Origin of the sequence: Deinococcus soli (ex Cha et al. 2016), from assembly GCF_001007995.1 — a bacterium.
Classification (GTDB): Bacteria; Deinococcota; Deinococci; order Deinococcales; family Deinococcaceae; genus Deinococcus; species Deinococcus soli.
Genome location: NZ_CP011389.1, coordinates 2,201,100 through 2,214,698, shown reverse-complemented (window position 1 = coordinate 2,214,698; position 13,599 = coordinate 2,201,100). Strand labels below are relative to the sequence as shown.

Here is a 13,599-nt window from a genome sequence, read left to right as displayed (position 1 = left end):
TCTTCGTGGTGAAGCTGCCGTCCTGCTTGAGGGCGTTGGTGATAATGTACAGACCCTCGACATTGGCGGGCGTGAATGTCGGCGAGAACGTCGTGAACCCAGTTCCTGCACGGGTCGACATGAGATCTTTCAGGGTCGTCGTTGCTCCGGAAGCGTCACCTACATAGATGGAGTTCTGATTGTTGGTGGCATCACGGCTTGCCGTCACAGTGGTGGTCAGTGCCGACCTGAATGTGGCGGACGCCGTGCCACCGACGTAGTTGGTGCTGTTCGTCTGATAGGTACCAATGGTCCCGCTCCAGGTGGTGGCGGTGCCGCTCAGGTCGCCGACAATCTGGTACGCCCCGGCCAGTGTGGCCAGGGTCAGTCCAAGTGCGGTCAGGAACTTCAGGTATGTCCGTCTGGGGGGTGAGCTCATGCGGGGCCTCGCTTTCGGGTGGGGTGGGGGCGGGGGTCTGGGGTTCATGGTGGCGTGCGGGGTCTTGCGGGGGCCTTACAGGAAGCGGCAGAAAGTGCGTTCTCATGAGGAAAAAAAGGGGAGAGTGCGGCCGTGGGTGGGCCGCCTCTCCCCTGTCGGGTGGGGTTATTTGCCCAGGGTGTCGTCGAGGGTCAGGTCGAGGCGCAGGTAGGCGCCCTGGCGGGTGTAGGTGTTGCCCAGGCCGGTGAAGCCCTGGGGGTTGTACCCGGCGGTGATCCAGGTGCCGGGCAGGGCGCGGTAGGACGCTTCGAGGCCGTAGCCGTACTGGGTGGTGCCGCTGCCGGGCTGGGTGAGGGCGCGGCCCCAGGCGCCGATGCCGATGCGGTCGGTGAGGTAGTAGGTGCCGCTCAGGCCGAGTTGCGCGGTGAAGCTGCCGGAGTCGTTCAGGAGGGTGCGGGTGTCGAGTCCGGCACGCGCGGCCCAGGTGGGCTGGCGGTATTCGGCGGCGAGGTTGCTGCTGAGTTCGGGCTGATTCCCGGCGAGGGTGCCGTTGACGTAGCGGGCGCTGCCGAGGGCGTTGAAGGTGCGGTTGCGGTACGCGAAGCCGATGGCGGCGCGCTGGCCGTTTTTTCCGGCGCCGAATTCGGCGAGGCCGTCGGCGGTGAGGGTCAGGTGGTCGCTGAGGCTGCCGCTGACGCCGCCGCGCAGGACGACGCCGAAGCCCTTGTTGCTGTAGGTGAGGTCGGTGCCGGTGGTGGCGCTGAGGGTCTGGGTCTTGTAGTTCAGGTCGAGCCCGGCGCCGAGCTGGGGTTCGCGGGTGTTGAGGGCGTAGGTGGCGCTGCCGCGCAGGCCCGCGGTGAGCTGGTCGCTCAGGGCGACGGTGGTGGTGACGCCGAAGCGGGCGCGGTTGCCCTGGCCGCCTGCGGTGGGGAGGTCGTAGGCGACCTGGTAGTTGGTGCTGCCCAGGCGGCTATCGAGGGTGAGGATGGCGCGCTGGCCGGTCTTCCAGTTGATCTCGTCGGTGACGCCGAGGGTGATGGTGTCGGTGATGGCGTAGCGGGTGGCGACGGTGGTGATGGGGTCGAGGTTGCCGCCGGCCGCGCCGGCGAGGGGCTGGGTGTGGGTGATGTCCACGTCGACGGGGGCTCTGTGGTACCCGGCGCTGAGGACGGCGCCGAGGCCGTACTGGTCGCCGTAGGCGTACTTGACGCCGGCGCCGACGCTGAAGGGCGCGAGGCGGTAGTCGGCGCGGGCGGTGACGCTGCCGCCCTGTATGTCTTTTGCGGCGGTGCCGAGGGTGTTGTGGTATTCGGTCTGAACGCTGCTGCTGAGGCTGGTGGTGTGCTGGGTGGTGACGCTGGCGTTGGCGTTCAGTCCGGGGGTGAGGGGCGCGAGGCCGCGGTACTGCCCGTCCTGGTAGCGGATGCGGGCCTGGACGGTGCTGCGGCCCAGGGTGGTGCTGAGGTCGGCGCTGGCCTGGAAACCGCCGGAGTACGCGAGCAGGCCGTCGGTGCGGGTGGTGCCGTTGTCGTAGGTGGCGCGGGCGCCGGCGGTGACGGTCCCGTCGAGGCTGATGGCGGCGGCGCCGATGGTGGCCTGTCCGGCCTGGTATTTGATCTGGGCGCCGTAGGCGAGCTGGCGCTGGTCGGCGGGGTTGTTCAGGCGGTAGGTGGCCTGCACGCGGATGTCGTTCAGGCTGGCGTCGGTGTCGTCCAGGGCGCGGGCCAGGGTGATGATGCCGGTGCGGGTGTCGAGGATGTAGTCGACGTTGCGGGCCAGGGTCTGCTGGGCGAGCAGTTTGCCGGTGCCGCGTTCCAGGGTCTGGACGACCAGGGTGTCGCTGCCCTCGGCGACGTTGCCGCGGCTCAGGCGCAGCAGGCGGGTGCCTTCGGGGGTCAGGGTGTCCTGCGCGCGGTCTTCGGGGACCAGGGCGACGAAGCCGCTGAGCTGGGGGTTGCTCTTGCTGGTGACGGTCAGGGCGGTCAGCTGTTCGCCGACCGGCAGCACGTCGATGGGCAGGCTGCTGCGGCGGTACTCGGCGCGCAGGGTGGGGTGGTCGTAGCGGGCGGCGACCGGGTCGATGCCCTGTAGCGGGGTGCTCTGGATGCTGGCGTCCCCGAAGGCCGCGAAGCGTTTGAGGGTGTCCTGTTCGGTGGGCAGGCCGTCCTTGTCGGCGGCGACGTACAATTTGCCGCCGGCGAGGGGCGTTTCCAGGCTGGCGCGGGCCTGCCAGGTCAGGTCGTCACTCAGGTTCAGGTTCCCGTCGAGGCCCAGGGTGGCGCTGATCATGCCGACGCCGACGCGGCTGTCGTCGGGGCGGATGTCGAAGCTGCGGGTCAGGATGTCCTGGCCCTGCTGCACCCGGAGTTTCAGGGTGGTGGGGGCGGACTGGGGTTGCAGGACCAGTTCGCCTTCACCGTCCTCCAGGTGCACCTGGTAGCCGCTCTCGCCGGGGTTGGCGTCGGGTGCGAGGGGTTCGAGGGTGCTGGTCAGGGTGACGCTGGCCTGTCCGGTGGGGTTGCCGCTGGCGTCCAGGGTGCGGATCTTCAGGCGGATGGGGGTGGCGCCGTCGGCGATCAGGCTGACGGGGGTGATCTCAGTGCGGGCGGTGGTGCCGACCAGCTGCACGGTGACGGTGTCCGCGCCGAGTTGCAGGGTGTTCAGGCCCGCCCGGAGGGGAACGCCGACGTAGGTGAGGCGGCGCACGCCGCGGGTGGGGTCGGTGGTGGTCTCGCCGATGCGGTCCTCACTGATGACCTGGCCGTTGACGGTCAGGGGCTGCGCGGCGTCCTGGGGCACTTCGACGGTGATGTTGATGCGGTCGCGGATGCGGATCAGGCTGCCCTGCAGGGGGAACTTGATGGCGCCCGGGTTCTCGCTCAGGGTGGCCTGGGCGCTGCCGAGGGGGCGGGCGGCGCGCAGGTCGCCCTCGTCCACGCGGCCCTGGAGGACTTCGCTGCGTTCGCCCTTGTAGCGGGCGAGCAGGGCGGGGGCGGGCAGTTCGCCCAGGGTGCCGGTGTGACTCAGGTCGTAGGTGATGGTGCCGGGCACGGCGGTGCCTGCGCGCTGGGCGGCGCCGGGCAGGGTCCAGTACAGGGTGCCGCTGGGACCGCGCAGCGGGTCGGCGAGCGGCTGGCCGTTCAGGCGGGCACTGCCGGGCACGTACTGCGCGCCGGTGGGAATGGCGTGCGCGATCACGAGTTCGCTGGCCTGGGCGGGCGCGTCGAAGGGCAGGGTGACGCTGCTGCTGCGCTGGGCCTGCGGGGCGGGCGTGGGGTCCGGTTCAGGCTGGGGCGCCTGGACCTGGATCTGCGCGGAGGTCGTCTGGGTGGCGGCGCAGCGGTCGGTGCCGACGCGGGCGGTCAGGGTGTGCGTGCCGGGCTGCGTGACGCGGGCGGTGTGGGTCAGGGTGCGGGTCTCGCCCGGGGCGAGGACACCGGTGAATTCGGTGCTGCTGGTCGCCTCGAGTCCGGCGGGCAGGTCGTCGCGGACGCGGTACGTGACGGTCTGGCTACTGGTGTTGCGCAGCGTGAGGCCCAGGGTGATCTGGTCGCCGACGCTGGCGGTGTCGGGGGCTGTCCGTTCCAGTTGCAGGGCGGTGCTGTCGGCCAGGACGGTGATCTGCACCTGGCGTTCCAGGTTCCAGGGGGCCAGGCGGGCGGTGACGGTCAGCGGGCCGGGCCGGGTGGCGGCGGCCGTGAAGCTCAGTTCGCCGGGCGCGGCAGCGTTCAGGGTGCCGGTCTTCTCCTGGCGGTCGCCGAGTCCGGGAACGTCCAGGCTGAGGTTCAGGGGCAGGTCGCCCTGGAAGTCGGTGGCTGCGCGGGCGCGCAGGGTGACGGTGTCGCCCTGGCAGACCTCGAGCTTGTCGGTCTGCAGGTCGAGGCTCACGTCGGGGCGGATCTGCACGCGGGCGTCGCCCCGGCCGTCGCGGGGGACGGTGACGTCGCCGCTGACGCTGACCTGCGCGCCGGGGACGGGCGCGGCGGTGATGGGGTACGTTCCGGGGGCGACGCGGCGCTCGAAACTGCCACTAACTGTCACAGGGGTCTTACCCACGGTGACCTGCGCGGTGGTCGGGCGGGTCTCGCCGGGGAGAATCAGTTCGGCGGTGACACCCAGCATGCCGGTCTGGTCGACGCGGGCGACGGAGATGGGCGCGGGGCTCCCGGCGCGGATCAGGCCGAAGCCGACGGTGTTGCTGAACTGGCGGGCGGTGGCCGGCTGGCGCAGTTCGACGGTGTAGGTTCCGGCCCGGGCGGGCAGGAGCAGGTCGGTGTAGGTCAGGTCGGCGCTGACCGGCAGGGGGTACAGGTTGCCTTCGGTGTCTCGCAGGCGGGCCTGGAGTTCCTGGGGCCCGTCGCCGTCGTACATGCGCAGGGTGTGGGTGCGGCCGTCGCTGGTGACGTTCACGGCCGGGACCCACTCGCGGGAGTGGACGTTGACGCTGATCTGGTCGGCGTTCACCTCGGCACTGACGCCCGCGAGGCGGATCGCGAAGGTGTTCTTGCCGTTGCCGCCGGTCGCGGCGCGGATGCGGTAGCGCCCGGCGGGGAGGTCCTGGTCGAGCAGGGTTTCCCAGCTGTGCTGGCCGGGCGTGAAGGTCCGCTCCAGCAGGGTGCTGCCGTCCTCGCGCAGCACGGTGAAGGTGGTGGCGACCTGGCTGCGGTTGGCGTCGTACTGCTCGTCACCGTAGTAGGTGTCGGCGCGGTAGTCGCTCTGGTCCAGGCGCGGGCTGTACAGCTCGAGCCGTACGGGGCCGTCCAGCGGGACTTCCAGGTTCAGGTCCTGGTCGCCCACGGTCCACATCAGGCGGTCGCCGACGGTGGTGAGGGGCAGGCTGGTGCTGATGTCCTGTGCGCCGGCCGGGACGCTCACGGCCAGCAGGGCCGAGAGGGTCGTGGCGATGCGCTTGAAGTCCGGTTGCACGTTCAGTACCTCCAGCTCAGATCTGGATCGGTGGTGGCGGCCCGTGGCTCGCCCGTCCAGTCGAAGCGGTAGGTGAGGTTCAGTTCACCTGCTTCCACGGTACCCGTGTGAATATTTCTGCCTTCTTTCAGGACGGCGCCCTGCGGTAAGGGATCTGTCAGGGTCAGGCCCTCCAGGCGGCGCGGGGTGGTCAGGCGCAGCGTGACGACGTAGCCGCCGTCCACGGCGTACACGGCCTTGTCCAGGCGGACGTCGCCGACGGTCAGGGTGGTGCGGCGCAGCGCGTCGATCTGGCCGCCCAGCGGGGCGAGCGGGAAGTCCACGCTCGTCAGGCCGCGCACGAACACGCTCTGGGTGCCGCTCAGGCCGCGGTCCTGCGGGACGTGCAGGGGCGGGTAGGGGGTGGTGTTGGGGTCCAGGCGCAGGGCGTGCGTGCCGGTGGGGACGTGCGGGAAGGAGTAGCGCCCCCGGGCGTCGGTGAGGACCTCGCGGCCCCCGGCGAGGAGCACGCGGGCGCGCGGGACCGCCAGGTCAAGCAGCGGGTCGAACAGGCCGTTGCGGTTGCGGTCCACGAAGACCGTACCGACGATGTCGGCCAGCGGGGAGAACTTCAGGGGGTTGAGTTTGGTGGTGGCGGTGGCGCGGTTGCTGGCGATGGCGCGCGCCACGCCCCCGGCGCCCCTGCCACTGACGATGACGGTGTTGACCAGTTGTCCGGTCGCCTCGGGGGTCACGCGGGTCTGGTAGGTGATGGTGATGCTCTGCCCGGCAGGGATCTGTCCGGCCTGCCAGGTCAGGACGCCGGCGGTGATGGCCGGGTCGGCCAGGGGCTTGCCGCCCAGGGTGCTGCTGCCGGGGACGTACTCCAGGCCGCGGGCGGGGGTATCGGTCACGGTGGCGTCACTGATGGCGGTGGTGGCGGACTGGTTGGTGATCTTCAGGGTGTAGGTCAGCTTGTCCCCGTAGGTGGCCTCGGGGGCGCTGACGGTCTTCTCGATGAGCAGTTTGGCGCTCCAGACGGGCGTCTGGACCTCGTTGCTGGGCAGGGGGCGGGGCAGTTCGGTGCTGACGAGGTTGAAGGTGTTCTTCAGTGCCTCGCCGTCCACGGCGCGCGCGCTGACGGTCGTGACGATGGTCAGGCTGCGGCTCTCACCGGGGTTCAGCGTGCCGAGGGTCCAGGTGGCGGTCTGCGCGCCGCTGACCCCACTGAGCACGCCGCCCTGGTCCACGGCGGTCGCGTCGAGGTGCGCGGGGATCGGGTCGGTGACGACCACGTTCGTCAGGGGCAGCGTGTACGGGTTGCGGATCGTCAGGGTGTACGTGATGGTGTCCCCGACCGAGACGGTGCCGCCGTCGGGAACCGGGACGGTCTGCCCCTGCTCGTTCTTCGCGGTGGCGACGTAACTCTTCCGGAGTTCTGGCAGGCCGCCCTGCACGCTGCCGATCACGTCACTGGTGGTGTTGCTGGTGCCGCGGTCGCCCTGGATGGTGATCAGGGCGTTCAGGCCGCCGGGCTGCGCGTCGTAGCACACCCGCACGAAGGCCGTCTGGCCGGGGGCGAGCGTCAGGGGCTGCACGAGCGGCTGGCCGTTCTCGCCGTACAGTGTGGCGGTCGCGCCGCCCTGCGGGTAGGTGACGGTCACGCGGTAGTTGTCCTGCACGTCGCCGGTGTTCTTGGCGGTGTGGTCGAAGCACACCTGCTGCCCGGCGACCGCGAAGGGTTTGCTCTGCTGGTCGGCGGGGGTGGCTTCGGGTGCCTCGGGGGTGCCGACCGGGCCGATGGCGACGGCCGGCTGGTAGCGGACGTCGGCGGTGGCGCTGCCGCTGGTCTGGTCCTGGCCGGTCTGGGCGGTGGCGGTGTTCACGACCTGCTGGCCCTCGGCGGCGGCGCTGGCCAGCATGCGGAAGGTCAGCTGGACACTTCCGCCGGGTGCGAGGCTGGGCACGCGCACGCGCACACCACGGACCGGGGCGGTCTCGGCGGCGCTCCAGGTGGTGCCGTCGGTGGTGTATTCCAGGGTGCCGACGTTCGTGCGGGCGCTGCCGGGCACGAAGCTCAGGCCGCGCGCGATCTGCTCGGCCAGCAGGTCGGTCAGGATGACCTCGCGGCTCTCGCCCTGGCCGGTGTTGCTGGTGGTGACGGTGACGGTGGTTTCCGTGCCGGGGCGGACCAGGGCGGGGCTGAAGGTCTTCTGGACGCCGAGCACGGGGGGCGGGCCGACCCGGACGACGCTGACGTTGTTCGCGTCGCGGTTCTCGCCGCCCGCGCAGGAGCTGACGAGGTTCAGGTACGCGTCGCCCTGCGCGGCGCTGGCCGCCACGACCAGCAGCAGCTGCGCGCGCGCTTCCGGCGCGAGGGTGACGCTGGTCACGGCGGGTTCGTCCGCGTCGGCGCGGCCGTTGCCGTTGCGGTCGTGGACGACGCGCGTGCCGGGCGTGATGGTCCCGGCCTCCTGCTGGACCGTGACGGGGAAGGCTTCGGTGGTGTTGCCGGTGTTCACGACCGTGTACGTGAAGACCGCGCCCTCGCCGGGCAGCAGCGCGGCGCTCTGGCCTGGTTGCGCGACCGTGCCGTCCGGGGTGACGCTGACCGAGCAGACGGCCTGCACGACGGTGCGGATCACATTCGACACCGCCGTGCTGGGCGTCCCGGACTCCGGGGCGATGTACTCGGCGCTGGCCTGGTTGATGATCTCGGTCCCGGCCGGAGTCAGGGCCTGGGTGGTGGTACTCAGGGCGAGCAGGGCGCTCATGGTGGTCAGGACTCGGTTCACGGTGGGCTCCTCGGGGGCGCACCTGCAGTGCGGTGGGTGGGGCGGCGCACTCAAATGTGCGGGGTTCAAATATGGTTTCTACTGTTGTGCAAAGGGCGCACCCTGCGCTCAGGCAGGGCGCGCCCGGTCGGACTTACTTGACGGTGACCACGAACTCGGCGGTCAGGGTGGTGGCGGGGGCCAGCGCGTCGGGAATCAGGTCGTTGTTGGCGTCCAGGGCGATGTAGATCACGCTGGGGTTGGCCAGGCCGGCGGCGGGGGCGGTGGTGCCCCAGGCGCCGCTGCCGACCTTGTAGATGACGTTGGTGCTGATCACGGTGCCGCTGGTGTCCAGCAGCTGGATGCTCTTGAACAGGGTGTTCGCGGGCACGGTGTCGCTCAGGAAGAAGTTGCTGATGGTGGTGTTGTAGTTGTTCTTCGCAGTGATGCGGTAGGTGATGTCGTCGCCGGGCTTGGCGCCGGTCGCGCCGGTCGCGGTGAAGTTGGCAGGGTTGTTGATGCCGTTGACGGGGTTGCTGGCGGCGGTCACGCCGCTCTTGGCGACGAACTTGGCGACCGCGACGTTGCCGTCCGGCGCGACGCGGATGACATTGTTGGCATCGGTCATCGGGATGGTGCTGTAGTTCCCGACGGCGTTCTGCGTGACGGTGTAGTCACCGGTGAGCGTACCGGCCGGGACCTGCACGACCGCGTAGGGCTTGTACTCGGTGCCGGGGGCGATGACGGGCGTGATGAACTTGGTGTAGTCGGGGCTGGCGGGGTCGGTGCTCAGGCGGGGCAGCAGCGAGCCGTCCGGCGCGTAGTACAGGACCGGCACGGTGACGGTGCCGCCGCCGACCAGGTTCAGGGTGACGCTGCCGCTCAGGGTGTAGCTGTCGTTGTACTGGCCGTTGTTCACGACGTCCATCGGGAAGACGGCGGTCGCATCGGTCAGGTCGGGGCTGGCGACGCCGCTCTGGGTGCCGTTGGGATTGATGGTCTGGATCGGGGCCGGGGTACTGACGGCGCCCAGGGTGCCGGTGGCGTCACCGAACTGCGCCGAGGGGGGCAGGATGGTGTTGGTGGTGGTGCTGTCGGACACGATCGCGGCGTCCTTCAGGGAGTCCGCGCCGATCAGGACGGTCACGGGGGCGATCACGGCGCTGTCGTTGGGGTCGGGGTAGGTGACTTCCGTGCGGTACACGACGGTGCTGCCCGTGGGCACGGTCACGGTGGGGTACAGCGCGGTCGTGGGGTTGTTCGGGTCGGTGGAGGCCAGGATGACGGCGCCGGTCACGGGGTCCAGGAAACGGATGACCACGCCGGTGGTGGTGTTCGTGAAGGTGCCGGTCGCGGCGTTGTAGGTGTAGGCAGGGTCGGGGGTGCCGTCGGCCAGGGCGGGGAACAGCTGCACCTTGTCGGTCGCGCCGCTGGTGTTGGTCAGGTTGTTCGAGAACACCACGGTGTCGGGGTTGGTGTTGGTATCGGCCTTGGGGTAGGCGATCTGGATGTCGCCCGCCACGTTCGGCACGATGGGCGTGCCGCCGGGGGTGGGGTCGCTCGCGGGCGCGCCGGGGGTGATGTAGCCGGTGGTGGGCACCACGGGGGTGGCGTCGCCGGTCTTGCCTGTGGTTTCCGTGGGGATCTGCACGGTCTGGCTGGGGGGCACGAGCGCCGGGTCGGTGATGGGGTTACCGGCGCTGTCGACGGGCGTGCTGGGGTTGGTGTTGGGGTTGTTGTCCAGCGCGGGGGCGAACACCGTGATGCGCACGAACTGCAGGTCAGTGTTCACAGCCTTGCCGTCCTCGTAGACCGTGGTGCCAGTGGCGTAGCCGTTGCCGGGGGTGACGAGCGGGTCGGCGCCGGCAGTGCCGGTGACGCTGCCCTCGGGGGACGCCCCGAAGATGCTGCTGGGGGTGATCAGGGCCGGGTCGGTGGGCAGGGTCACGACCTGCACGATCTTCACGATGCCCTCGTCGGCGGGGGTGCTGGGGTCGTCCACGGGCACGATGACGCTGGTGATGGGGGTGGTGCTGTCAGCCACGCCGTCACCGTTGGCGTCCAGGTAGTACTGCACGGTCTGCCCGCTGGCGGCGCCGGTGGTGTCTGCGGCGAGGTTCACGGTCAGGGTCACGTTGCCGTTGTTCAGCACGGAGTACCCGGTGGTGACCTTCTGGCCGGGGACGGCGCCGGTCGTCAGGATCGGGGTGGTGCTGATGGTGTTGCCGTCGGCGGTGCTGTCGTTGTACACGATGTCGAAGCCGGGCAGGGGCAGCACGGTGGTGCTGACGGTGTTGGAGTTGCTGGTCAGGGTGGTGCCGGCGTTGGCGGGATCCTGGAAGCTGGCGCTGGCGGTGTTCTCGATGGTGGTGCCGGCGACGGTGCCTTCAGCGGCGGCGGTGCCGGCGGCCAGGGCGGCCATCAGGACGATCAGGTGGGACTTTTTCATGGGGTTCCTCCGGGTGGGACGGCGAGGGTAGGTGGGTGGGGCGGGGTGAACGGTTACTTGACCTGGATGCGGTAGCCGAGTTTCAGGGTCTGGTCCGCGCGGAGTTCACTGACGGTCCAGCGGACGGTGGTGTACTCGCTGGGTTTCACCTCCACCTCCTTCACGACGCTGCGGCCGTTTTCCGTGACGGTCACTTTCTTCATGAGGGGAGCGGAGGCGAAGGTCTTGCCCTGGTCAATGGAGTATTCGGTGCGGACGTCGTCCAGGCCCTTCTCCGGCGCGAGGTATCGGGTGTTCTTGGGGACGGGCAGCGTCACGGGCACGTTCTTCATGGCCCGGCCGCCGCTGTTGCGGACCGTGACGACCTGGCGGATCACGTCGCCGGGCAGGACGGTCTTGGGGCTGGGAGCGAACTGCTCGGTGGTCTTGCCATCCACCTTGACGGTCTTCACCAGCGACATGACCAGGTTCAGGCTGACCGGACTGGCTGTCTGGGCGGCTGCGGCGCCGGCGAGCGTGATCATCAGGGCGAACTTGAGCTTCATGTGCTTCTCCTTCCAGGCGGGCCACTGCTGGGCCCCGTGTTCCGTTCACCAGAACTGAGGAAAGGGTAAGAATGCCGCTCTTACGTCCCGCTTACACAGGCCGCAGGCCCGCGGGACACCGTGACAGACGCCATATACCGCTCAGGGCGTCCCACCTCCCACACCCCCGCAGGTTTTCTCGTTGTATACGGTAAATTTCACATTGCGTCCGGCCCTACCGCACGTCTCCCCTGCGAACAAGCAGGTTCACGAGTGCCCCCGGCGGGGGCAACCCCTGGCCGCTCCTGTCCTGCCGGACCGGCCGCACTGCTCCGCTCTGCGCCTGCGCTGCTGCGCCGCGCTGGGGTCGCCCCGACCGCAGCGACCGGGTGCGTACCGCGCAGGCTTAACCGGAGTATTCAGGCCCACCGGACACGACGTCGCGGGCCCGGCAGCGCCGTCAGGGGTGACGCCCGTGTCTCAGCGTCCGAAGCGCCGGTCGCGGCCCTGGTAGTCGCGCAGGGCCCGCAGGAAGTCCACGCGGCGGAACCCGGGCCAGTACACGTCGCAGAAGTAGTACTCGGAGTACACGCTCTGCCACAGCATGAAGCCGGACAGGCGGATCTCGCCGCTGGTGCGGATGATGAAATCGGGGTCGGGGGTATCCGCGGCGTACAGGTGCGCGCTGATGTGGTCGGGGGTGAGGGCCTCGGCGGCCTGCGTGAGGGTGTACCCGGCGCCGACCTGCGCCTGGAGGTGCGCCTTGACCGCGTCGACGATCTCCTCGCGGCCACCGTAGCCGACGGCGATGTTCAGGCGCATGCCGTCGTAGTGCGCGGTCTTGTCCTCCAGGTCCTTCAGGGCCGCCAGGACGTGCGCGGGGAAGCCGTCGTGCTGCCCGATGGCCCGCACACGCACGTGGTTGGCATGGATGCGCGGGTCGGTGGCCAGGGCGCGCGCTTCCTTTTCCAGCAGCGAGAGGATGTGCGCGAGTTCCTGCGGGTCGCGGCCCTTGTTGTCGGTGGACAGCACCCAGATGGTCGCGGCGGGGATGCCGAGTTCCAGGCACCACTGCAACACCTCGTGGGCCTTGTCCGCGCCGATGGAGTGGCCCAGTTCGCGTTGCAGGCCGCTGGCACGCGCGAAACGGCGGTTCCCGTCGAGGATCAGGCCCAGGTGCTGCGGCAGGCGGCCGTGCGCGCGGACCTCGTGGGCGAGCCGCTGCTCGTAGCCCCACACCAGCGCCCCGCGAACCCGGTTCCGGATGGTCTGGACGGTTCGGAGGATGATCGTGGCGGGGGCAGGCGACTTCACCCGGACAGTGTACCGCCTGCCTGAAACGCCGCGTCGGCCGAAAGCAGGACGGCGCGCGGCGCGGACGGGCAGACGTCACAAGCTTCTGACAGCAGGTCGGTCTACCGACGGGCGGCTGGGGGGCGGGTCAGGTGAACAGTGAGTCGGCGCGCCCCTGCGCGAGGCTCAGGGCCTTGTGGTCCAGGCGGGACAGGGCGGCGCCGCGCACGTCGGTAGGGGGAGGCCCACCGGCTGCGGCGTACACCTGCCAGATCACGCGGCGGTGCGTCATGGCGTGCGCGACCTCGCCCAGCGGGTCGCCGGGCGCGGCCTGCAATCGCGCACACAGGTCCCGCAGCGCCTGCGCCTGCGCGCCGGGCCGGGCCGGGTCGAAGGTCTGGGCCGGGAGGCCCCACAGGCCGCCGAGGAGCGTGCCCTGCCGCTGCTCGAGCACGGCCCGGTGCGGGGTGCCGATCAGGACGGCGACAGCATGCACCTCCTGCACGGCCGGGCGGGCCTTCGGGGCAGGGTACGCGGCAGGCTGACCACCCGCGCGTGCGGCGCACCAGGGAGACAGGGGGCAGTCGCCGCACTGCGGACGTTTCGGGGTGCAGACGGTGGCGCCCAGGTCCATGACGGCCTCGTTCCACGCGCCGGGCCGCGCCGGGTCGAGCAGGGCGTCTGCCTGGGCCTGCACCCAGCGGGGCGTGGGCTGGGGTTCGGCGTGCAGGCGGGCCAGGACGCGGCGGACGTTGCCGTCGTTCACGGCGCGCGCCTCGTTCAGGGTGAAGCTGCTCAGCGCGGCGGCGGTGTACGGACCCACGCCGGGCAGGGCCAGCCACCCGCCGTACTCCTCGGGGAATCCCTGCTGCGCGACCACCTGTGCGGCGCGGTGCAGGTTGCGGGCGCGGGCGTAGTATCCGCAGCCCTCCCAGGCCTTCAGGACGTCGTCCAGCGGGGCGTCCGCCAGGGCCTGCACGGTGGGAAAGGCCGTCAGGAACCGCTGGTAGTAGCCGAGGCCGCGCGCCACCTGCGTCTGCTGCAGCAGCACCTCGGCCACCCAGGCGCGGTAGGGGTCGCGCTGTCCCTCGGGGCCCTGCCGCCAGGGCAGGTCGCGGCCCTGCCGGTCGAACCATGCCAGCAGCGCGGCGCGCAGGTCGGGGACATCGGCACTCAAAGCAGGCACCGCGCCAGTGTAGGGGCGCGGTGCGGGGCCAGACCGTGTCCGGCGTGGGG

6 protein-coding genes are annotated in these 13,599 nt (G+C 70.4%); all 6 read right to left on the bottom strand.

Going from position 1 to position 13,599, the window contains the following annotated elements; translation table 11 throughout:
• Positions 1–583: 583 nt before the first annotated feature.
• Positions 584–5,344, bottom strand: coding sequence for a DUF11 domain-containing protein (locus SY84_RS10895; protein ID WP_046844030.1), 4,761 nt, complete (start codon positions 5,342–5,344; stop codon positions 584–586).
• Positions 5,345–5,346: 2 nt separating this feature from the next.
• On the bottom strand, positions 5,347–8,118 hold the full coding sequence (locus tag SY84_RS10890; protein WP_328512055.1) for an isopeptide-forming domain-containing fimbrial protein: 2,772 nt from the start codon (positions 8,116–8,118) through the stop codon (positions 5,347–5,349).
• Positions 8,119–8,251: 133 nt separating this feature from the next.
• Positions 8,252–10,546, bottom strand: a complete 2,295-nt coding sequence (locus SY84_RS10885) for a hypothetical protein (RefSeq protein ID WP_046844028.1) — start codon at positions 10,544–10,546, stop codon at positions 8,252–8,254.
• A gap of 53 nt (positions 10,547–10,599) precedes the next feature.
• The gene (locus SY84_RS10880; protein WP_046844027.1) at positions 10,600–11,091 is read right to left on the bottom strand and encodes a hypothetical protein; all 492 of its coding nucleotides are present in this window, start codon (positions 11,089–11,091) and stop codon (positions 10,600–10,602) included.
• A 459-nt stretch (positions 11,092–11,550) separates the two neighbouring features.
• On the bottom strand, positions 11,551–12,384 hold the full coding sequence (locus tag SY84_RS10875) for an isoprenyl transferase (RefSeq protein WP_380081301.1): 834 nt from the start codon (positions 12,382–12,384) through the stop codon (positions 11,551–11,553).
• Between the two features lie 127 nt (positions 12,385–12,511).
• A complete protein-coding gene (mutY, locus tag SY84_RS10870) occupies positions 12,512–13,549 on the bottom strand; it encodes an A/G-specific adenine glycosylase (RefSeq protein ID WP_046844026.1) in 1,038 nt (345 codons plus the stop codon).
• Positions 13,550–13,599 lie beyond the last annotated feature (50 nt).

Coding starts and splice junctions, on each gene's coding strand:
- SY84_RS10885 (WP_046844028.1), bottom strand. CDS start 10,546: ATGAAAAAGTCCCACCTGATCGTCCTGATGGCCGCCCTGGCCGCCGGC.
- SY84_RS10880 (WP_046844027.1), bottom strand. CDS start 11,091: ATGAAGCTCAAGTTCGCCCTGATGATCACGCTCGCCGGCGCCGCAGCC.